This is a genomic window from Mycobacterium simulans (genome assembly GCF_900232995.1).
Taxonomy (GTDB): domain Bacteria; phylum Actinomycetota; class Actinomycetes; order Mycobacteriales; family Mycobacteriaceae; genus Mycobacterium; species Mycobacterium simulans.
The window spans coordinates 2745349-2765897 of record NZ_OCVX01000003.1; the positions used below are offsets into that span (position 1 = coordinate 2745349).

The following is a 20549-nucleotide window of genomic DNA, read 5'->3' on the forward strand; positions in this document are numbered from 1 at the left end:
CCGCCGCCCCGCCGGCGCCACCCTTCTGGCCGGGCCCGCCAGAACCGCCGGCACCGCCATCGCCGAGCAACCAGCCACCGGGCGCGCCGTCCTGGCCGGTACCGGGTGCGCCGTTCGCGCCGTTGCCGATCAACGGGCGCTGTGTCAAAGCCATGCTGGGTGCGTTGATCAGGTTGAGCAACTGCTGCAGCGGAGAGGCGCTCGCGGCCTCCGCGCTGACATAGGAACCGGCGCCCGCGGTCAACGCCTGCACGAACTGGGTATGAAACGCCGCGACCTGCGCACTCGCCGTCTGATAGCCCTGGGCGTAATCGGAGAATAACGCCGCGATGGCCGCCGACACCTCGTCTTCGGCTGCGACGAGGAGCCCGGTGGTCGGGGCGGCCGCGGCCGCGTTGGCCGCGCTGAGTGTTGAACCTAGACCGACTAAATCCGTTGCTGCCGCGGACAACACGTCCGGTACAACGTTGAGGAACGACATGCGATACCTCCCCAGTAATCACATACCCCGCGGGCGCCCAATCACGGCAACGCACCCGGTGACGGTGAATATAGCGCTAATCGGACCGCGACGTTTCAAAAATGCCAGAACGGCCACGACGTGTAACGCGTCTGTGACCTCGCCGGGCAGAAGACCACGGCAGTGGCGGCGGTCCGGTAGCCGACGAACCCGCCAGTCATCACCACCTGCACGGGCATTTGTGGGTCGACGGGTGGGTGGCCAGCCGGCCGGCCAAACCACGCCAGCCGCTGTGGTCGCGGGCAGCGAGGGATTCCCGGGCGGTCGCCACCGAATTTGACTTCTGTTGTAGGCCAAGATGTTTCGGCGCGCACTCACGCGTGCAAGCCGACAACCCGACCGTGGTCGCGCAGCATAGCGAGTGTGCCGGCTTAGTGCGCCAGGATGTTCACTCCCCACCGGAACAGCGGGGGTAGCAGCGTACACACCGGCACAACGGCGCGGCGGACCGCGCGCGGCGTGCTGGCCAGCACCAGCCCGCGGGTTAGCAGCCGGTAGTCGCGCGTAATCCGGTGCCACGCAGCCTCATACGATGCCGGTGTGTCGTCGACGATGGCCTGGACCGCCGCAGCGGCCTGCTTGACGGCCAGGCTGATGCCTTCGCCGGTCAGCGCGTCCTCGTATCCGGCCGCGTCGCCGACCAATAGCACCCGTCCCGCGACGCGGCGGGGTACTACCTGGCGCAACGGGCCGCAGCCGCGCGCATGCCCGCGGTTGGCGCCGCGCAGGTGCTGCGCAAGCCATGGGAACCAGTCGATTTCGGGTCGCTGACGGGACAGGATCGCCACGCCGACCAGATCCGGTTCCACCGGTGTCACGTATGCCTCACCCCAACGGGACCAATGCACCTCGACGAACTCCGACCATGTCGGCACCCGGTAATGCCAGCGCAGACCGTGGCGTCGGGGTGTTCCGGCCGTCGCTGTGATTCCCACGGCGCGCCGCACCGCCGAATGCAGTCCGTCGGCCGCCACCAACCACCTCGCGCGAACGCCGGCGGCCGTCACTGAATGCTCGTCTTGTTGCACCGTGGTCACCCGTGTCCGGATCCATTCGGTGTCTTGCTCTTTGGCCCGTGCCGCTAACGCCGCATGCAGTGTGGTGCGGCGCACGCCCCGGCCCGGCCCGCTGCGAAACCGCGCCTCGGCCCGACGATGGTCGCTGACATACGCGATCCCGTGAAACGGCATGCCTGCCGGGTCCACGCCAAGCGACGTCAGTTCGGCCAAGCCGCCTGGCATCAGTCCCTCGCCGCATGCCTTGTCGATCGGGTTCTCACGCGGCTCGGCGATGATCACCGAAAGGCCTTGCCGGCGCGCGTGTAACGCCGTGGCGAGGCCTCCAGGGCCACCGCCGACGATCAGCAGGTCGGTGTCGTATGCCATGAGCGCCGCTCCTCCTCATCGCTTCGCTCTGCATCGTCGCGGTCGCGTGCCATGAGCGCCGCTCCTCCTCATCGCTTCGTCCCCCGCAAGCGGGAGGTGCCCCCACTGCATCGTCGCGGTCGCGTGCCATGAGCGCCGCTCCTCCTCATCGCTTCGTCCCCCGCAAGTGGGAGGTGCCCCCACTGCATCGTCGCGGTCGCAAGTCATGTGTAGCCCAACGCTGAGTTCTCGACCCGCATTCGCACTGTCAGCAAGACCGCGTTGGCCAGGGTGAAGACAAGCGCGGTCAGCCACGCGGTGTGCACCATCGGCAGTGCGAACCCCTCGGCCACCACCGCAACGTAGTTCGGATGATGCATCAAACGGTATGGGCCTCGCCGCACCAACGGCTCATCCGGCAACACAATCACCCGGGTGTTCCACCGTCGGCCCAGCGTCCGCACGCACCACCAGCGCAAGCCCTGGCTCAGCGCCAGCACGGTTACCATCGGCCAGCCGAGCCACGGTATGAATGGCCGGTGCAGTGCCCATGGTTCGACGACGCAGCCGAGCAGCAGTGCGGTGTGGAGGATGACCATCACCACATAGTGCGGACGGCCAAACTCCTTGCCGCCCTGGGAGAAAGACCAGCGCGCATTGCGCTGGGCGACCACCAGCTCCGCCAGTCGTTCGATCACGACCGCGAGAATCAGCAGGTAGTACATAGATTTACCACTTGAGCAGGACTAGCTCGACGGAAAAACCCGGTCCCATCGCGATCATCAGCCCAATCGAACCCGACGGCGGTGGGTCGGCCATGGTGGCCTCGAGGATATCAAGCACCGACACCGACGAGAGATTTCCGTTGTCGCGCAGGGATTTCCTGGTGCGGTCAAGAGCATCTGCGGGTAGCTCCAGCACGGTTTCGACCGCGTCGATCACCTTCGGTCCGGCGGCGTGCAACAACCACGTTGAAACGTCCGCGGTTGTCAGTCCGTGATCGGCTAGGAATCTACGGATGTCATCGCCCAGGTATTTCTCTACGATGGTTGAGATCTCGACGGACAGGACGATCTGGAACCCGTCGCTGCCGATGTTCCAGCCCAGCACGTCCTCGGTGTCCGGGTACGTTCGGCTGCGGGTGGCAAGCACCTTCGGCCCAGACGCAGCCCGGTCGGCTCCGGTCGCGACGACGACGGCGGCGCCGTCACCAAACAGGCTGGACGCGACGAGATTTGCGATCGAATTGTCCTCGCGTTGAACGGTCAACGAACAAAGTTCAACGGCTAGCAGCACTGCCACGTGATCGGGGTACGCGCGCAGGTAGTCATACACCCGCGCCAGGCCGGCGGCGCCGGCGACACAGCCCAGGCCGAACAGGGGGACGCGTTTGACATCCTGTCGCAGCCCAATCCGCGCCGCCAGCCGCGCCTCTAGCGTCGGCACGGCGAGCCCGGTAACCGTCGTCGAAAAGACGATGTCGACCTGCGACGGTTTGACTTTGGCCTCATCCAGCGCGGTGAGTAGCGCTTGCTCAGACAGGTCGAGGGCGATCTCGACGAAGGCGTCGTTTGCCTCGGTGAAGCCGCTTAGTTCGGAGTATCGCGACACCGGCAGTGCGATGTGGCGAGATTCGACCCCACTGCTGAGAGCGAATCGTCGAAATTCCGGTCCGGCGAGATCGGTTAGTGCCGCGATGGTTTCTTCCTGACTGTAGCGGTGCGGCGGAAACTTCACGGCCACCCCGGCAACGGACGGATCGGCCGTCGGTGCTTTCACACCGACGCACGCCAAGTTGCCCCCTGTGATTCTGTCCATGTAGGGAGTCACGTTACTGGTGCCGGATAGGTTCAGATGGCCCCTATACCCCGCCGTGATCGGCATCGCGATCGATGTCGGCCGGATCTGCCGTCGCCCCCACGCCCGGTCGCAGGCAGGCCACCCTCGCCCGTTGCCGATTAGCGGGCGTCCCGGCAACGTCTGGGTGGGTGCGTTGACAGCGAAACTGATCGGGAAACGCCGTTGCTCGGACGCTCGGTGCCTGACATCCCCGAGCATCCGCCCGAACACTGCTGCGACGGCAGCCGACACCTCATCCTCGGGGGTGACCGTGACCGTCGCGCTGATGTTCGCCAAATCTCTTGCGGCGGTGGCTAATGTTTCCGGCGTCGCTAGCAGGAATGGCACATACACCCTCCTTGTCGGCTGGCGCAATGGTATTTCGACTCGGCGTCGATCGGAGTAAGTTTCTGGCGCACTCATTTTTGCGCGGCCAGTAACCGGGCGGGTGCTCGACGGATAGGTTGGGAACATGCGAATTCTGGTGACAGGTGCCACGGGTTATGTGGGTTCGCGCCTGGTCACCGCGCTATTGGCGGACCCCCCCCAGGTGCTGGCGGCTCCCCGAAACCTGGCCCGCCTCAAGCAGTTCGGCTGGTATGACGACGTCGCGCCGGTGTGGTTGGACGCTTCCGACCCCGCATCCGCGCGGGCCGCGATGCAAGCGGCCGAACCGGTCGACGTCGTCTACTACCTAGTCCACGGGATCGGTCAAGCCGATTTCCGAAAGATCGATCAGGATGCAGCCGCAAATGTGGCCGCCGCAGCCAGGGATGCCGGGGTACGGCGCATCGTCTACCTGGGCGGCTTCGTACCCGAGGACCAAGTGCTATCCGAGCATCTGACGAGCCGGGCCGAGGTGGCCGCGGCCCTGACCGTTGAGGGTGGTCCGGAGCTGGTGTGGCTGGGCGCGGCCCTGATCATCGGCGCTGGGTCGACGTCGTTCGAGATGCTGCGGTATGTCGGAGACCGGTTTCCGGTCATGCCGATGCCCAGCTGGATGCACAACCCGATTGACCCGATCTCTATCCGCGATGTGGTGCACTACCTGGTAGCTGCCGCCGATGGCACTCGGGTACCCGCGGGCGCCTACGACATTTGCGGTCCCGACACCACCTCGTACCGCGAGCTGCTCCAGAAGTATTCGCGCATTCGCGGCAGGTGGCACGCCGCGTGGCGGGTGCCCGGAATTGACACTGGGGTGGCGTCGCTGTTCACGGCGCTGGCGCTGCCGGTGCCCCAAGGTTTGGCCGCGGATTTGGTGGAATCTCTCGACCACCCGATGCGGGCGTCCGGCAGCGGCCTGCAAGATCTGGTGCCTGACCCGCCCGGCGGCTTGCTCGGCGTCGACGACGCCATCGTGATGGCCATCGCCGGCACTCACCCACCCCGGCCGGTCAACGCGCTAGCGAATCCCCATCACCTCGCCGACACCGATCCCGTGTGGGCCGGCGGCGACGCGCTGCGCATCCGACGGCTGGCCCGGGTAGTGACCCCACCCATCGCACGGCCCACCCTGGGACTGCTGGACATCGTCCCCGGGCCACTCGCCGGTGCCTTGCGAACCGGTCTGGACATCCTGATCACGCTGACCCCGAAAGTCCGTCCCGCATGAGCCATTCCACCGCCCCGTACCACACCAGCGTGCTCGACGAGCTGCGCCGGGCGATCACCAATGTCGCTGTGCCACACCATGAACCGCCCGCGGTCGTGCGGCGGCGGCGCATCGTCGTCGCCGCCACCCTGGTCGCCGGCGCCGTGGTGTTGGGGTTTTCGCTACGTCGGACGCCCGGCGAGGCGAGCTTCTATTGGCTGACGCTGTTGCAGGCCGCCGTTTGGCTCGTCGGTTCGTTCGTTTCCGGGCCACTGCATCTGGGCGGCATCTGCTGGCGTGGTCGCAACCAGCGCCCGGTCATTACCGGGACCACCGTGGGTGTACTGCTCGGCGGCATTTTCGTACTGGGCGCGCTGATCGCCAAGGAGCTCGCGCCGGTAACCGAATTGATCACGCAGGTGCTGAAATTCGCTCACCAGGGATCATTTGCGCTGGTCGTGCTGATCACTCTGATCAATGGCCTCGCCGAGGAGGTGTTCTTCCGCGGAGCGCTCTACACCGCGTTGGGCCGGCACTACCCGGTGACCATATCCACCTTCTTGTACGTCTGCGCCACGTTGGCCAGCGGCAACCCGATGCTCGGCTTCGCCGCGGTCTTCGTGGGGACGGTATGCGCCTTGGAGCGCCGGGCCAGCGGCGGGGTGCTGGCGCCCATGCTGACCCACTTCGTGTGGGGTCTGATCATGGTGCTCGCGCTTCCCCCGCTGTTCGGGGTCTGACGCGTTCAGTCGGTGAACACGGGGGAGCGGCGTTGCTGGAATGCCCTTGCGCCCTCGGCGAAGTCGGGTGATCGCAGCAGTGTCACCTGACCGTCGAATTCGCGCTTGAGTGTGGGTTCCAGCTCGGTGAGGGTGGCGGCGTTGATTGCGTTCTTGGTCTTGGCGAACGCCACCGCTGGGCCCGCCACCAACCTCGAAAGCACCCGGTCCACTTCGGCTTCGAAATTCTCGTCGGGGTATACCGCGCTGACCAAACCCCAGGACAGCGCCTCCGCTGCCGGCAATCGCTCGGGCAACAACGCCATCCGCATCGCCCGGATCCGGCCAGCGGCGGCCGCAACCAACGCCGACGCACCGCCGTCGGGCATCAAACCGACTTTCGTGAATGCAAGCATGAAAAATGCTTTGTCAGAAGTCAATACGAGGTCGCACGCCAGGGCCAGGGAAACGCCAACACCGGCCGCTGGTCCTTGAACGACGGCAACCACCGGGTGCGGCAGCGCGATGATGGCTCGCACCGTGCGGTTGATTTCGGTGATGGTCGCAGTCCCGCCGGCACCGCCCGCCACATCGTCGGCGCTCATGCCGGCTCCCGAACAGAAGCCGCGGCCCGTTCCGCCGAGACGCACCACCTTTACTCGCGGATCGGTGGCCGCCCACTCCATCGCGTCGGCGATCCCGCCGAGGACGGACGCCGTAAGCGAATTCAGGCTCTGGGGGCGGTCTATGGTCACCGACAGCACACCGTCAGCCAGGGCTACGCAAAGACCTGTAACGGATGGCAGCACGTCAATCCTGGAGTCCGGCATGGGCACCACCCTAGGTGAGTGGGGTGAGAGCGCTCAGGATCCGCTGAAGGAGGGGCTTCGCCGCTGTAGGAATGCCGTTGCACCCTCGATGAAGTCGTTTGATCGCAACAGGGCAGCCTGTCCCTGCGATTCGCGAGCAAACGCTGGTTCCAACTCGGTAAGCGTGGCCGAATTGATCGCGTCTTTGGTCTTGGCGAACGCCAATGGGGGGCCCGCGAGCAACCGCGCGATGACCTTGCCCACCTCGGCTTCGAAGTCCTCGGCCGGATAGACGGCGCTGACCAGGCCACAGGCCAGCGCCTCGGCTGCCGGCAACCGCTCGTGAAGTAGCGCCATCCGCATCGCCCGGATCCGGCCTACGGCGGCCGAAACCAACGCCGACCCGCCGCCGTCGGGCATCAACCCGATCTTCGTGAAAGCGAGCGTGAAAAACGCTGTGTCAGAGGCTAATACCAGGTCGCACGCAAGTGCCAAGGAAAGCCCGCAACCGGCTGTTGGTCCATGCACGGCAGCGACGACCGGGTGCGGCAGTGTCGTGATCGCTCGCACCGCGCGGTTGCACTCCGCCACGTAGTTATCCGCCGGGCCGGTGCCCCACAAAGCCTCCATGCTGATGGCCCCGCCGGAGCTGAAACCGCGGCCGGCACCGTCCAGACGTACCACCTTCACGCGCGGGTCGGTCGACGCGCTCTCCATCGTGTCGGCGATGCCCGCCAGCATCGGCAGCGTCAGCGAGTTGAGGCTTTCCGGGCGATCTAACGTCACCGACAGCACCCCGTTAGCCAGCGTGACAGCAAGACCCGCGATGGGTGTCTGTGTGCCGCTTCCGAAATTCGACATGCGAAGAACTGTACGTGACGACGAAATTGCGACTGCGCCAACGACATGGATTTCTTGTTGGCATAAGTTAGGGACGCGTCAACGCAGACGAAAGGTCGGTACAAAATGGTGGGACCTCTGAATGGTTTGCGAGTTGTCGAGTTGGCTGGCATCGGGCCGGGCCCACACGCCGCGATGATTCTCGGAGACCTCGGTGCCGACGTAGTTCGCATTGATCGCCCGTCAGCTTCTGTCGCCGGCGGCGGAGGCACGGCCAAGGACGCCATGCTTCGCAACCGGCGCGTTATCACCGCCGATCTGAAATCCGGCCAAGGCCGCGACCTCGTCCTCAAACTCGTCGCCAAAGCCGACGTGTTGATCGAGGGCTACCGTCCCGGCGTCATCGAGCGGCTCGGCCTGGGCCCCGAAGACTGCGCGAAAGTCAATGCCCGATTGATCTACGCCCGGATGACCGGCTGGGGCCAGACCGGCCCGCGTAGCCAGCAGGCCGGCCACGACATCAACTACATCTCGCTGAACGGCATCCTGCATGCCATCGGAAGGGTGAACGAGCGGCCGGTGCCGCCGTTGAACCTGGTCGGCGACTTCGGCGGCGGGTCAATGTTCCTGCTGGTCGGCATCCTGTCCGCGCTATGGGAACGGCAAAGGTCCGGCAAGGGTCAGGTCGTTGACGCCGCGATGGTCGACGGGTCGAGCGTGCTGGTCCAGATGATGTGGGCCATGCGGGCGACGGGAATGTGGACCGACGTGCGTGGCACCAACATGCTCGACGGCGGCGCGCCCTACTACGACACCTACGAGTGCGCCGACGGCCGTTATGTCGCCGTCGGCGCCATAGAACCGCAGTTCTACGCCGCCATGCTGGCCGGCCTGGGTCTGGACGCCGCCGACCTGCCTGCGCAGAACGATGTCGCCCGCTGGCCGGAACTGCGGGCAGTGCTGACCGAGACTTTCGCCAGGCACGACCGCGACCACTGGTCCAAGGTGTTCGCCGATTCCGATGCCTGCGTGACGCCAGTGCTGGCATTCGGCGAGGTCCATAACGAGCCGCATATCACCGAGCGGAGCACCTTCTACGACGTGAACGGGGGGCTACAGCCAATGCCGGCCCCGCGGTTCTCGCGCACCCCGCCGGGCCAGCCGCGTCCCCCGGCCGCGACCGTGATTGACACGCAAGCGCTGCTTGACGACTGGGTATAGTCCCTTTCTCCGGTGACCCGCCGCCGGGAAACTCGAGGTTGTCCGGGCCACGGATCTACGAAAACGTGGGCAGGAATCATTTCGAATCCGCAGATGCATTTGTCTCTGGTGGAGTTACGCTATCTGGTGGCCGATATTCGCTGGTGACAGGGGATACCCAGGTCGGTATGACAACGGTAGTCATGGCGTGTTGGGAAGGTGTCACATGTCGTTCGTTATCGCTGCTCCTGAGTTCATCGCGGCGGCAGCTTCGGATTTGGCCGGTCTCGGGTCCACCATCGCCGCGGCCAACACGGCCGCGGCGGCCAACACGACGGCGTTGCTGGCCGCCGGCGCTGACGAGGTCTCAGCGGCAATCGCCGGGGTGTTCGGCGCCCACGGCCAGGCATATCAGGCGCTCAGCGCGCAGGCGGCGGCGTTTAACACTCAATTCGTGCAGGCCCTTAGTGCCGGCGGCGGCGCGTATGCGGCCGCCGAGGCCGCCGCCGTGTCGCCGCTGCTCGACCCGATCAACGCGCAGGTTCTGGCGGCTACCGGGCGCCCACTGATCGGCAACGGCGCTAACGGCGCCCCCGGCACCGGCGCCAATGGCGGGGATGCGGGCTGGTTGATCGGCAACGGCGGGGCCGGCGGGTCCGGCGCGGCCGGCATCAACGGCGGGGCCGGCGGTAACGGCGGGGCGGCCGGACTCCTCGGCATCGGTGGGGCCAGGCCGGGCGGGCGGCGGGGGCAGGGGAGGACGGCGGGGAGCCCGCGGCCGCGGGGGGGGTGGGGGCGGCGGCCGGAGCCGGCGGCCCCGCCAATGCCGACGGCGGCGCCGGCGGGGTCGGGGGCAAGGCCGGCCTGCTCGCCGGCTCCGGCGGCTCCGGCGGTTCCGGCGGCACCAGCGCCGGCGCCGGCACCGCCGGCGGGGCCGGCGGCTCCGGCGGCACGGGCGGGCTGATCGGTAACGGCGGTAACGGCGGTAGCGGCGGCTCTGGTGTGGCGAGCGGTGGCGCCGGCGGCGCCGGCGGCATTGGCGTGCTGATCGGCAATGGCGGCAATGGCGGTAGCGGTGGCATTGGCGCCGCCATGGGCCCCAATGGCCTCGGCGGCTTCGGCGGGCTGCTCTTGGGTGCCGACGGCTTCAACGCTCCCGCCAGCGCCAACCCACTGCACGCCCTGCAGCAGCAGGCGCTGGCCGCGATCAACGGGCCTACCCAGGCATTGACCGGCCGGCCGCTGATCGGCAACGGCGCCAACGGAACTCCGGGAACCGGGGCCGACGGCGGGGCCGGCGGATGGTTGTTCGGCAACGGCGGCAATGGCGGGTCCGGTGCACCGGGCGCGGCCAACGGCGCGCCCGGCGGGGCCGGCGGGGCCGGCGGGATCATGTTCGGCACCGGCGGCACCGGGGGAGCCGGCGGCAACGCCACGGCCGCCGGCGGCGCCAGCGGGGCCGGCGGGGCCGGCGGGGCCGCCCTACTGTTCGGCTCCGGCGGCACCGGCGGCAGCGGCGGGACCGGCGGGCTTTTCGGCGCCGGCGGCACTGGCGGCGCCGGCGGCGCTGGGTTTGGTGGCGGGACCACCGGCGGCGCTGGCGGGGCCGGCGGCAACGCCGGCTTGCTCGCCGCCGGTCCCTCCGGCGGCGCCGGCGGGGCCGGAGGAACCGGCGGCACCAACGGCGGGGCCGGCGGGGCCGGCGGCACCGGAGGCCTGCTCTTCGGCTCCGGCGGCGCCGGCGGCAACGGTGGGCACGGCGGACAAGGCGCAACCCCCGGTAACGGCGGTAAAGGCGGGATCGGCGGCAATGCCGGCTTCCTCTTCGGCTCCGGTGGCTCCGGCGGAGCCGGTGGTACCGGCAGTCAAATCGCCGGCTCCACCGGCGGCACCGGCGGCAACGGCGGTAAAGCTGGGGCGATTGGCAATGGCGGCAACGGCGGCGCCGGGGGCGCCGCCGCAACGACCGGTGGCAACGGGGGCGCCGGTGGCAACGCCGTGCTGATCGGCAACGGCGGAAACGGCGGCAACGGCGGCAAAGCCGCGGCCAACGGCACACCCGGCACCGGCGGCACGGGCGGGCAGCTTATCGGCGAAAACGGCCTCAACGGCTTGACATAGCCGACGGGCCTGTGACCCTTTCCGGGCCGAGTCCCGGCCAGTTCGGCCTGAGTCGGCTGGGTATAGTCCCAACCAACCAGTAGGTAGGGACGAGGAAGGGCTTGGATGGAGATCAGAGACGTGGTAGCTGTCGTCACCGGCGGCGCGTCAGGCTTGGGCCTGGCCACCACAAAGCGGCTGCTGGACGCCGGCGCACAGGTCGTCGTGCTGGACCTGCGAGGCGAGGACGTGGTGGCCGAGCTCGGTGATCGTGCGCGACTTGCGCAAGCCGATGTCACCGACGAGGCCGCCGTCACCAGTGCTCTGGATACCGCCGAATCGATGGGCACGCTGCGCATCGTTGTCAATTGCGCCGGAACCGGCAACGCCATTCGGGTGCTCAGCAAGGATGGCGTCTTCCCGCTCAACGCATTCCGCAAGATCGTGGACATCAACCTGGTCGGCACCTTCAATGTGCTGCGGCTAGGCGCGGAGCGAATCGCCAAGACCGACCCGATCGGGGAAGAGCGCGGCGTCATCATCAACACCGCCTCGGTGGCGGCGTTCGACGGCCAGATTGGTCAGGCGGCCTACTCGGCGTCCAAGGGCGGCGTGGTCGGCTTGACCCTGCCCGTCGCTCGTGATTTGGCCAGCAAGCTAATCCGGGTGGTTACCATCGCGCCAGGCCTGTTCGACACGCCGCTGCTGGCTTCCCTGCCCGAGGAGGCCAGGGCGTCGCTGGGCAAGCAGGTGCCGCATCCGTCGCGGCTGGGGAATCCGGATGAGTACGGCGCGCTGGCCGTGCACATCATCGAAAACCCGATGCTCAACGGCGAGGTCATCCGCCTGGACGGCGCCATCCGGATGGCGCCGCGGTAACCGGCAAACAGAAAGCCCCCCGCGTTGGCGGGGGGCTCATTTAGGGAGGAACCGCGACATTATCGACGAAACCAACGAGTGATAGCGGGTTCGGCCATGAGAAGCCGCGCAAGCATGCCCATGATGTCGCTCAGCTTGCCGTAGGCAGCGGGTGCCAGTCTTCAAGCTGCTCAGAGCACTCGCCTTCCACCAGCATGTCGCCATGGTAGAGAGCGTCGAAGTCGGCCTTGATGACGTCGGCACTCGTGTCGTCGATCCACATGGCACTGAGCGTAGAAGTCTCCATTAAGGATTCTTTGAGTCACGATTCGGAAAATGGTGGCAATTCTTACCGCTGGGTAGGGTCATTTCTCGCAGCTTGTCGCGCCGGGTGAACCGTCCGGGCACCCGCATTCGTACCTAGAGCAGGTGCTGTTTGACACTTGTAACTTACCGCGGATAAGTTATCGCGGATAGGGGCCGGTGGGAGGGCGCAACATGCTTCAGGGGATTGCTCGACTAGCCATTTCGGCACCGCGACGAATCATCGGGGTCGGGCTCCTGGTCTTCATCGCGGCCGCCGTCTTCGGCATCCCGGTTGCTGAGCACCTGTCACCCGGCGGCTTCCAAGATCCCAACTCGGAATCGGCCAAGGCCATCAAGGTCTTGACCGACAAGTTCGGGCAGAGCGGTCAGAAGATGCTGATCGTGGTCACCGCGCCCGGAGGCGCCAACAGCGAACCTGCCCGCAAGGCCGGCACCGACATCGTCGACCAGCTGCAGCGATCGCCGTTGGTATACAACGTGTCCTCGGCGTGGACCGTTCCGCCGGCCGCCTCCGCCGACCTGATCAGCACCGACGGCAAGTCGGGCTTGATCGTGATCAACCTCAAAGGCGGCGAGAACGACGCCCAGAAAAACGCGCAGACCCTCTCCGACGAAGTCGTTCACGACCGCGACGGCGTCACCGTGCGCGCCGGTGGAGCTGCCATGGAGTACGCCCAGATCAATACGCAGAACCAGGACGACCTTCTGGTGATGGAGTTGATCGCGATTCCGCTGAGCTTCCTGGTGCTTGTCTGGGTGTTCGGCGGCCTGCTTGCGGCGGGCTTGCCGATGGCTCTCGGTGCGCTGGCCGTCGTCGGCTCGATGTCGGTGTTGCGGCTCATCACCTTCACCACCGAGGTGTCGATCTTCGCGCTGAACTTGAGCACCGCCATGGGTCTGGCGTTGGCCATTGATTACACGCTGCTGATCATCAGCCGCTATCGCGACGAGCTGGCCGAGGGCAGTGGCCGGGACACCGCGCTCATCCGGACCATGGTCACGTCCGGACGAACGGTGCTGTTCTCCGCGGTCACCGTGGCCTTGTCGATGTCGGCGACGGCGCTGTTCCCGATGTACTTCCTGAAGTCGTTCGCCTACGCCGGGGTAGCTACCGTGGCCTTCGTCGCTACCGCGTCCATCCTCATTACTCCGGCCGCGATCGTGCTGCTGGGTCCCCGGCTGGACGCACTGGACGTGCGGCGACTGGTGCGTCGGGTGTTGAGCCGCCCCGACCCGGTGCACAAGCCGGTCGAGGAGCTGTTCTGGTACCGGTCGAGCAAGTTCGTGATGCGTCGCTGGCTACCGTGCGGTCTGGCGGTTGGCGGGCTGCTAGTACTGCTGGGCCTCCCGTTCTTCTCGGTGAAGTGGGGTTTCCCGGACGACCGGGTGCTGCCGCATTCGGCGTCGGCCCATCAGGTCGGCGACATGCTGCGCAACGACTTCGCCCACGATCCGGCGACGGTTGTGCCCGTCGTCATCCCGGATGCCAGCGGCCTTAGTCCGGCCGACCTGGACAGCTACGCCGCCAATCTGTCACGGGTGCCCGATGTATCGGGGGTGACGGCGCCCAACGGAACATTCGTGGACGGCAACCGGGTGGGACCACCGGCCGCGGCAACCGGGGTGGCAGATGGCAGCGCGTTCCTGACGGTGAGCAGCACGGCACCGCTGTTTTCGGATGCCTCCGACGCCCAGCTCAAGCGGTTGCGGGCGGTGAGCGCACCTGGAGGCCGAACCGTCGAGCTGGCCGGTGTCGCGCAGATCAACCGCGACAGTGTCGATGCCGTCACCGATCGGCTTCCGCTAGTGCTGGGGTTGATGGCCGTTATCACGTTCGTCCTGCTGTTCCTGCTCACCGGCAGTGTGGTGCTGCCGGTCAAGGCGCTGATGTGTAACGTGCTGTCGTTGACCGCGGCGTTCGGGGCGCTGGTGTGGATCTTCCAGGACGGCAATCTGGGCGCGTTGGGCACGACGCCCAGCGGGACGTTGGTGGCGAACATGCCAGTGTTGTTGTTCTGCATTGCCTTTGGGCTGTCGATGGACTACGAGGTGTTCCTGGTCTCCAGGATTCGGGAGTACTGGCTGGAGTCCGGCGCTGCTCGTCCCGCGAAGCCGAGCCCCGCCCAGGCGCACGCCGCCAACGACGAGAGTGTGGCGCTGGGTGTGGCCCGCACCGGGCGGGTGATCACCGCGGCCGCGTTGGTGATGTCGATGTCGTTTGCCGCGCTGATCGCCGCCCACGTGTCGTTCATGCGGATGTTCGGCCTGGGCCTGACCCTGGCCGTGGCCGCCGACGCCACCCTGGTGCGGATGGTCCTAGTGCCGGCGTTCATGCATGTGATGGGCCGGTGGAACTGGTGGGCGCCCAAGCCATTGGTGTGGTTGCACGAACGGTTTGGCATCAGCGAAGCCGGCACCCTCGAGGAGCTTGCCGCCGCCGAGACTATGAGCGAGGAGCCGCCGGTACCCGCCTCGGTGACGCGCAATGGTTGACGTCTCGACGGAGGGCCTGCGCCGCCCGCGCGCCCCACGCGGGTCCGGTGATCTGCTCCGCCACGAAATCCTGGATGCCGCCACCGAGCTACTGCTGGAGACGGGGCAGGCCAGGGCGGTATCGATCCGATCGGTCGCCCAACGCGTCGGCGTCACGCCGCCGTCGATCTACCTGCACTTCGAGGACAAGGACGCGCTGCTGGACGCGGTGTGCGCACGCTATTTGGCCAGACTCGACCAGGCAATGGAGCAGGCGGCCTCGAGGGGAGGTGCGCAACAGTCCATGGTGGACGTGCTGCGTGCCCAAGGGCTTGCCTACGTGCGATTCGCCGTGCAGACCCCCGAGCTGTATCGGCTCGCGACCATGGGTGAGTGGCGGTCTGGAAGCAACGTCGATATCGCCCTGGACAGCTCGGCGTTTAAGCACATGCGCGCTTCGGTGCAGGCACTGATGGATGAAGGCGTCTACCGCAGCGACGATCCGACCACCATTGCCCTGGAACTGTGGACAGCTGCGCACGGGGTGGCGGCCCTGCTGATCGCCAAGCCGCATCTACCATTCGGCGATGTCGATGCGTTCGCCGACCGGGTGTTGGGTGCGGTCCTATGCGGTCATATGGTGGCCGGGTTGGTCGGCGCCCAAATTGGCGGGCGCGCCACATCTGCGGAGTTGGTGGACTGGGTGCTAACGCATCGTCCGTTGGAGGGGAATCACGCGAATGACCGTGGCTGTTAGGGTCCACAACCCGTTCTTCGCCCGGGTTTGGCCGGTCTTTGCCGCCCACGAAGCCAAAGCGGTGAAGGCCCTGCGTCGGGAGAATCTGGCCGGCCTATCGGGTCGGGTACTGGAAGTCGGTGCGGGTAGCGGGACCAACTTCGCCTTCTATCCGGAGTCGGTCGAGATGGTGGTCGCCGTCGAACCCGAGCCGCGGCTGGCGGTCAAAGCCCGCGAAGCAGCCGTTGGCGCACCGATTCCGGTTGTCGTCACCGACGAAACGGCCGAGGAGTTCAGCGACGAGCAGCAGTTCGACGCGGTTGTTTGCTCGCTGGTGCTGTGTTCGGTGAGCGACCCGGGCGGCGTGCTGCAGCGCCTGCGTTCATTGCTACGGCCGGGCGGACAACTGCGGTATCTCGAGCATGTCGCCAGTGCCGGCGTTCGGGGCCAATGGCAGCAGCTTGTCGACGCGACCTTCTGGCCGAGGATCATGGGCAACTGCCACACGCATCGCGATACCGAGCGTGCGATCGTCGACGCGGGATTCGAAGTGGAATGTGCGCGGCGGGAGTGGACCTTGCCGGTCTGGGCGCCGCTGCCGGTGTCGGAGCTAGCGCTAGGCCGGGCGCATCGTCTCTAGTTATCCGCCGAGACTGCGCTGAGCGCGTGATTTTGAGGACGAACCGCGATCTGTGCGCAGGCTCGACGGTTACTTGAGCAGGGCGGGCAATTGTTCAAGCAATCCAGGCAATGCCTTGCTGGCCGACTCCCGGATGCTGAGGGTGGCATTTCTGGTCAGCGGTGTGGGCTCAGGATTGATCTCGATCACCGCCGTGCCGCGCGCCAGTGCCAGCTCGGGCAGCCCCGCGGCCGGATAGACGATCGCGGAGGTTCCGACCACCACCATCACGTCGGCGGCTTCGGTGGCCTCGACGGACTGGAGCCACGGTCCTTCGGGGAGCGGCTCACCGAACCACACAATGTCGGGACGGATCAGGCCGCCGCACTGGAGGCAAACCGGTGGTTCCACTTCTATCGTCGGTTCGGTCATCTCCGGTAGCGGGTCGTGGTAGGGCAAACCGCAACGTGCACAACGGAATTCAAAAAGACTGCCGTGCAGGTGATGCACGGGATCGCTGCCGGCGCGCTCGTGTAGGTCGTCGACATTCTGGGTGATGACGCTGACCTCGACATCGTCCTGCCAGGCCGCGATCGCCCGGTGCCCGTCGTTGGGTTCGACCTTGGCCACGAGATAATGGCGCCACAGGTACCACCCCCAAACGCGCTCGGGGTTGCGCTCCCACCCTTGCGTGCTGGACAGCTCGTAAGGGTCGAAGCGGGCCCACAATCCGTTCTTGTCGTCGCGAAACGTCGGGACGCCGCTCTCCGCGGAGATTCCCGCGCCGCTGAGCACCGTCACTCGCATCCCACAAACATAGCCGGGCTTGGTAGATACTTGGTACGTGGAGCTGCGGGATTGGTTACGGGTCGACGTGAAGGCTGGCAAGCCTTTGTTCGACCAACTCAGAACCCAGGTCATAGACGGAGTCCGAGCCGGTGCATTGCCGCCCGGCACGCGGTTACCGACGGTGCGCGACCTGGCGGGTCAGCTTGGCGTGGCCGCCAATACCGTCGCTCGCGCCTACCGGGAGCTGGAGTCGGCGGCGATCGTGGAAACCCGGGGACGATTCGGCACTTTCATCTCCCGTTTCGACCCCACCGACGCGGCGATGGCGGCGGCGGCCAAGGAATACGTCGAAGTTGCCCGAGCGCTCGGCCTGACCAAGTCGGACGCGATGCGCTACCTCACCAACGTGCCTGATGACTAACCGAACTCCAGCAGGGTCAGGGCCGGACGCAGCGGCTCGAATACGCTCAGCCGGTAGACCGTCGAAAATGCGAGGTTGAGGAGCAGGCCGCGACCCGCCGGCAACCGCAGATCGCGCGCCGCAACAACACCCGGCACCTTGCTCAACAGATTCGCGGCTTCCGTGGCAGACAAGCTGAACGGCGTCGGCGGAAACTTGTAGCGCAGCGAGACTCGCATACCACGCCGGCTCAACTTGGCGAACAAAGTCGGAGGCAGATCGAACAGCAGGCGCCCGCCGGGAAACCTTTTGGCGCACTCGGCGATTAACCCCAGCGCCTGTTCGGGTTGCAGATACATCAGCAGACCCTCGGCGGTGATGAACACGCCGTCCGACCCGTCGACGGATTCCATCCAGCCATAGTCCAACGCGGACTGAGCGCACACCGACAACCGCGGCGACGTCGGGAGCAACTGGGTCCGGACATCCACGATCGGTGGTAGATCGACTGTGAGCCAACGGAATTGGCCACCCCCCAGGGCCGCATCCAAGCGCCAGAAACTGGTCTGCAGGCCCTCTGCCAGTGCGACCACTGTGGCCGTTGGGTGCTGATCGAGATAGGACCGCACTTGGGTATCGAAGGCCAGCGAACGCAGTGCGAAGTCCTGGCGGGCAGGGCCGAATTTCGCGAAGTCGAAGTCAATCGAATCGACCAAGGCGATCGCCATCGGATCATCGATGATGGCGTCGTGGCGGCGGGCCTCGCTGGCGCGCGCGTTCAACGTCAGCAAGGCCGTCTCGGAGACACCGGTGAGGTCGACCTTCATCGGAGCACCTTATCGAGTGTGCGCAGGTTGCGGGTAGTGGTCGACGACTTGTAGCGCTTCTTGCCCATCGTCTGGCCGATGGTGCTCTCCAATGTGTTGCCCTTAGCTACCTGCCAATAGATGACACCCTCACCGCGGCTGATCTTCTCGTTCGGACCGGCGGTCAACGCGGCGAGCTCGTCGAGAACGTCGCCGTCGCTAACGAACGTGACGTACGACTGGTATCCCTCAACCTCGGGTTCGAACGGGTAAGCGTCGACGATGGCGCGCACGGTATCGATGTCGTAGGCCAACACCCACGCGTCATAGCCGAACCTCTCCCGCAACGCGGCTTCTGCAGCTTTCCGCACCGTTGCGACGCTGGAGTAGGATTCCAGCAGAACGTTGCCGCTGGCCAGGATGGTGCGCACGTTGGCGAATCCGGCATTGGTCAGCGCCGCGGCCACCTCGGCCATTTTGAGGCTGACGCCTCCGACGTTGACGCCGCGTAGAAACGCCGCGAATTGGGTCATGATCCGATTCCACCAGGCCGCCAGGGCGCGACGTAGGCTTTCGGCATGGGACGCCAAGTCTTCGACGACAAGCTGTTGGCCGTGATCAGTGGAAACTCCATCGGAGTGCTGGCAACCATCAAGCATGACGGGCGTCCCCAGCTGTCCAACGTGCAGTACTACTTCGATCCGCGGCATCTGGTGGTGCAGGTGTCGATCACCGAGCCGCGGGCCAAGACCAGAAACCTGCGTCGCGACCCGCGTGCTTCGCTGCTTGTCGACGCCGACGACGGCTGGTCCTATGCCGTCGCCGAGGGCACGGCGGAGCTGACGCCCCCCGCGGCTGCCCCCGACGACGACACGGTCGAGGCGCTGATCACCTTGTATCGCAATATCGCCGGTGAGCATCCGGACTGGGACGACTACCGGCAGGCGATGGTCACCGATCGGCGGGTGCTGCTGACCCTGCCGATCTCGCACGTGTATGGGATGCCTCCGGGTAAGCGGTGACCGGTTAGGCTGCCGGTATGGCTGAATCGAACTCACCAGAGGACGAGACCAAGCGAAAGTTCAAAGAAGCCCTCGACCGCAAGATGGCGAAGTCGACGGGCGGATCCGATCACAAGGATGGGGGCGGCAAACAGTCGCGGGCGCACGGTCCGGTGGAGAGCCGCCGGGAATTCCGCCGCAAGAGCGGCTAACGGCCAAAATCCTTGTGGCAAAGGCGAATTCGGTAATGACCCGATGCTGCCATTCCGGCCTGACGGCACCCGCCTAGACTGGGTGCGTGCCGAAACTGCAGCTTGTCCAAGAACCGGCCGCCGACGCCCTACTGGACTCCAACCCATTCGCATTGCTAGTCGGGATGCTGCTTGATCAGCAGGTTCCGATGGAAACCGCCTTCGCGGGACCCAAGAAGATCGCGGATCGGATGGGTGGCTTCGACGCCGGCGAGATTGCCGACTACGACCCGGATAAATTTGCCGCACTGTGCTCGGAAAGACCTGCCATACACCGTTTTCCGGGATCGATGGCCAAACGCATCCAGGCGCTCGCACAGATCATTGTGGACCGCTACGACGGAGACGCGGCCGCGTTGTGGACCGCGGGCGAGCCCGACGGCAAAGAGTTGCTGCGGCGGCTCAAGGGGCTACCCGGTTTCGGCGAGCAGAAGGCGCGGATCTTTCTGGCGTTACTTGGCAAGCAATACGGTGTGACGCCGGAAGGTTGGCAGGCGGCCGCGGGGGAATTCGGCCAGCCCGGCACCTATGTGTCGGTCGCCGATATAGTCGACGCCCAGTCCCTTGGGCAGGTGCGGTCGTACAAGAAGCAGATGAAAGCCAAGGGAAAGGCGGCAACGTGAAGACACACATTACGTGTCCGTGCGGCGAAGCCATTGTCGGCAAGGACGAAGACGAACTGGTCGAACTGACCCAGGCCCATCTCGCCAGCGATCACCCCGGCCTGGAGTACGACCGGGACGCCATTTTGTTCATGGCCTACTGACGCTTTCGCGGCGCGAGCGTGCGTGTCTGTACGACGACGCGCCGTAAACGGCGTACATTTGCGCGCGCTCACACCCCGGATTTGCGCTTACGGCACTACCGTCGAGCCGATCGTGGGCATGAACTGGCACTGCCGATCCTTGGTGGTGACCTGACCGAAGATCGTCGACATAACACTGCCCGAACCGGTGTCGGCAATCACGGTCAACGTTGTCGGTCCCTCCGGGTTTATGTCGGCACGCGGCTTGAGTGTGGCGCTCCCGGACTTGCCGGTGGTCAGGTTCACCCACGTGACGTTCAAGGGCAGGCGCTGCACTTCCGCGGGGCCAGGGGTGCCCACCGCGGTGAACACATACGCCGTCTGGCCGGGTCCGGGCCCGGGCGCCGGGATTGTCGCCGGCCCCGCCACCGACAACGCGGTCGCGATCGAGTTGGTGCCGTCCCCCAGGCAGTTGGTGCCGATCGAGGGATACATGAAGTCCTGCGTGGGGGGAGCGTCCGGCCCGAAACCCGGTGCCGGCGCTGGAGCCGGGGCGGGGG

24 protein-coding genes and 2 pseudogenes are annotated in these 20549 nt (G+C 66.2%); 14 read left to right on the top strand and 12 right to left on the bottom strand.

The genetic code is table 11. The features are described 5' to 3' along the window. The 5 genes and pseudogenes from MSIMFI_RS13270 to MSIMFI_RS13285 all read right to left on the bottom strand — a co-directional run. A partial coding sequence (locus MSIMFI_RS13270) for a PE family protein (RefSeq protein WP_191497551.1) occupies positions 1-481 on the bottom strand: 481 nt, incomplete at its 3' end. A 410-nt stretch (positions 482-891) separates the two neighbouring features. Continuing rightward, entirely contained in the window at positions 892-1905 is a 1014-nt protein-coding gene (locus MSIMFI_RS13275) for an NAD(P)/FAD-dependent oxidoreductase (RefSeq protein ID WP_191497552.1), read from the bottom strand. A gap of 52 nt (positions 1906-1957) precedes the next feature. Next, a pseudogene (locus tag MSIMFI_RS28120) lies at positions 1958-2029 on the bottom strand (hypothetical protein); the annotation flags it as partial. A gap of 79 nt (positions 2030-2108) precedes the next feature. Then, complete coding sequence (locus MSIMFI_RS13280) at positions 2109-2609, bottom strand: isoprenylcysteine carboxyl methyltransferase family protein (RefSeq protein WP_191497553.1); 501 nt, start codon at positions 2607-2609, stop codon at positions 2109-2111. A gap of 4 nt (positions 2610-2613) precedes the next feature. Continuing rightward, complete coding sequence (locus MSIMFI_RS13285; RefSeq protein WP_191498176.1) at positions 2614-3702, bottom strand: type III polyketide synthase; 1089 nt, start codon at positions 3700-3702, stop codon at positions 2614-2616. Between the two features lie 493 nt (positions 3703-4195). Here MSIMFI_RS13285 and MSIMFI_RS13290 point away from each other — a divergent pair, with 493 nt between their 5' ends. Both MSIMFI_RS13290 and MSIMFI_RS13295 read left to right on the top strand, forming a co-directional pair. Next, on the top strand, positions 4196-5338 hold the full coding sequence (locus tag MSIMFI_RS13290) for an NAD(P)H-binding protein (RefSeq protein ID WP_191497554.1): 1143 nt from the start codon (positions 4196-4198) through the stop codon (positions 5336-5338). After that, entirely contained in the window at positions 5335-6057 is a 723-nt protein-coding gene (locus MSIMFI_RS13295) for a CPBP family intramembrane glutamic endopeptidase (RefSeq protein WP_191497555.1), read from the top strand. The genes MSIMFI_RS13290 and MSIMFI_RS13295 overlap by 4 nt, the downstream gene beginning before the upstream one ends. Positions 6058-6062: 5 nt before the next feature. Here MSIMFI_RS13295 and MSIMFI_RS13300 read toward each other — a convergent pair whose 3' ends face one another. Continuing rightward, positions 6063-6866 (bottom strand): enoyl-CoA hydratase, encoded by an 804-nt coding sequence (locus MSIMFI_RS13300; RefSeq protein WP_191497556.1) that lies wholly within the window; start codon positions 6864-6866, stop codon positions 6063-6065. A 33-nt stretch (positions 6867-6899) separates the two neighbouring features. Next, positions 6900-7706 carry an enoyl-CoA hydratase gene (locus tag MSIMFI_RS13305; protein ID WP_191497557.1) on the bottom strand — a complete coding sequence of 269 codons (807 nt, stop codon included), beginning with the start codon at positions 7704-7706 and terminating at the stop codon, positions 6900-6902. Positions 7707-7811: 105 nt separating this feature from the next. On the opposite strand from MSIMFI_RS13305, the gene MSIMFI_RS13310 reads away from it, so the two are divergent. The 4 genes and pseudogenes from MSIMFI_RS13310 to MSIMFI_RS13320 all read left to right on the top strand — a co-directional run bounded on the left by MSIMFI_RS13310 (position 7812) and on the right by MSIMFI_RS13320 (position 11864). Then, complete coding sequence (locus tag MSIMFI_RS13310; RefSeq protein WP_191497558.1) at positions 7812-8906, top strand: CaiB/BaiF CoA transferase family protein; 1095 nt, start codon at positions 7812-7814, stop codon at positions 8904-8906. Between the two features lie 205 nt (positions 8907-9111). Continuing rightward, a pseudogene (locus MSIMFI_RS29655) lies at positions 9112-9603 on the top strand (PE family protein); the annotation flags it as partial. 71 nt (positions 9604-9674) lie between these two features. Next, on the top strand, positions 9675-11006 hold the full coding sequence (locus MSIMFI_RS13315; protein ID WP_396819935.1) for a hypothetical protein: 1332 nt from the start codon (positions 9675-9677) through the stop codon (positions 11004-11006). 105 nt (positions 11007-11111) lie between these two features. Continuing rightward, entirely contained in the window at positions 11112-11864 is a 753-nt protein-coding gene (locus MSIMFI_RS13320) for a 3-hydroxyacyl-CoA dehydrogenase (protein ID WP_191497559.1), read from the top strand. A gap of 130 nt (positions 11865-11994) precedes the next feature. Here MSIMFI_RS13320 and MSIMFI_RS13325 read toward each other — a convergent pair whose 3' ends face one another. Beyond that, on the bottom strand, positions 11995-12150 hold the full coding sequence (locus MSIMFI_RS13325; protein WP_186246067.1) for a hypothetical protein: 156 nt from the start codon (positions 12148-12150) through the stop codon (positions 11995-11997). Positions 12151-12341: 191 nt separating this feature from the next. On the opposite strand from MSIMFI_RS13325, the gene MSIMFI_RS13330 reads away from it, so the two are divergent. Genes MSIMFI_RS13330 through MSIMFI_RS13340 form a run of 3 tightly spaced genes read left to right on the top strand, consistent with a single transcriptional unit; the run spans position 12342 to position 16018 of the window. Next, positions 12342-14663: an MMPL family transporter gene (locus tag MSIMFI_RS13330; RefSeq protein WP_191497560.1), complete on the top strand. Its 2322-nt coding sequence runs from the start codon at positions 12342-12344 to the stop codon at positions 14661-14663. Then, positions 14656-15399 (top strand): TetR/AcrR family transcriptional regulator, encoded by a 744-nt coding sequence (locus MSIMFI_RS13335; protein WP_191497561.1) that lies wholly within the window; start codon positions 14656-14658, stop codon positions 15397-15399. Before MSIMFI_RS13330 ends, MSIMFI_RS13335 begins: the two co-directional genes overlap by 8 nt. Next, complete coding sequence (locus MSIMFI_RS13340) at positions 15383-16018, top strand: class I SAM-dependent methyltransferase (protein WP_191497562.1); 636 nt, start codon at positions 15383-15385, stop codon at positions 16016-16018. Before MSIMFI_RS13335 ends, MSIMFI_RS13340 begins: the two co-directional genes overlap by 17 nt. 69 nt (positions 16019-16087) lie before the next feature. Here MSIMFI_RS13340 and MSIMFI_RS13345 read toward each other — a convergent pair whose 3' ends face one another. Beyond that, positions 16088-16804: an SIR2 family NAD-dependent protein deacylase gene (locus tag MSIMFI_RS13345; RefSeq protein WP_191497563.1), complete on the bottom strand. Its 717-nt coding sequence runs from the start codon at positions 16802-16804 to the stop codon at positions 16088-16090. A 37-nt stretch (positions 16805-16841) separates the two neighbouring features. On the opposite strand from MSIMFI_RS13345, the gene MSIMFI_RS13350 reads away from it, so the two are divergent. After that, complete coding sequence (locus tag MSIMFI_RS13350; protein ID WP_186242253.1) at positions 16842-17207, top strand: GntR family transcriptional regulator; 366 nt, start codon at positions 16842-16844, stop codon at positions 17205-17207. Here the strand turns inward: MSIMFI_RS13350 and MSIMFI_RS13355 are convergent. Together MSIMFI_RS13355 and MSIMFI_RS13360 are read right to left on the bottom strand one after the other, a co-directional pair. Then, a complete protein-coding gene (locus tag MSIMFI_RS13355) occupies positions 17204-18013 on the bottom strand; it encodes a class I SAM-dependent methyltransferase (RefSeq protein WP_191497564.1) in 810 nt (269 codons plus the stop codon). The two genes, MSIMFI_RS13350 and MSIMFI_RS13355, sit on opposite strands and share 4 nt — an antisense overlap. Continuing rightward, positions 18010-18525, bottom strand: a complete 516-nt coding sequence (locus tag MSIMFI_RS13360; protein WP_191497565.1) for a DUF1697 domain-containing protein — start codon at positions 18523-18525, stop codon at positions 18010-18012. The genes MSIMFI_RS13355 and MSIMFI_RS13360 overlap by 4 nt, the downstream gene beginning before the upstream one ends. Positions 18526-18570: 45 nt before the next feature. On the opposite strand from MSIMFI_RS13360, the gene MSIMFI_RS13365 reads away from it, so the two are divergent. From MSIMFI_RS13365 to MSIMFI_RS13380, 4 genes are all read left to right on the top strand, one after another. Further along, the gene (locus MSIMFI_RS13365) at positions 18571-19014 is read left to right on the top strand and encodes a PPOX class F420-dependent oxidoreductase (RefSeq protein WP_186242256.1); all 444 of its coding nucleotides are present in this window, start codon (positions 18571-18573) and stop codon (positions 19012-19014) included. Positions 19015-19031: 17 nt separating this feature from the next. Beyond that, the gene (locus MSIMFI_RS13370; protein WP_186242257.1) at positions 19032-19205 is read left to right on the top strand and encodes a DUF5302 domain-containing protein; all 174 of its coding nucleotides are present in this window, start codon (positions 19032-19034) and stop codon (positions 19203-19205) included. Between the two features lie 86 nt (positions 19206-19291). Continuing rightward, on the top strand, positions 19292-19867 hold the full coding sequence (locus MSIMFI_RS13375; RefSeq protein ID WP_186242258.1) for an HhH-GPD-type base excision DNA repair protein: 576 nt from the start codon (positions 19292-19294) through the stop codon (positions 19865-19867). Beyond that, positions 19864-20010, top strand: a complete 147-nt coding sequence (locus MSIMFI_RS13380) for a DUF1059 domain-containing protein (protein WP_066951537.1) — start codon at positions 19864-19866, stop codon at positions 20008-20010. Before MSIMFI_RS13375 ends, MSIMFI_RS13380 begins: the two co-directional genes overlap by 4 nt. An 87-nt stretch (positions 20011-20097) precedes the next feature. Here MSIMFI_RS13380 and MSIMFI_RS13385 read toward each other — a convergent pair. Next, positions 20098-20549 (bottom strand): Rv1157c family protein (locus MSIMFI_RS13385; RefSeq protein WP_449869800.1); only part of this gene is annotated, 452 nt, incomplete at its 5' end.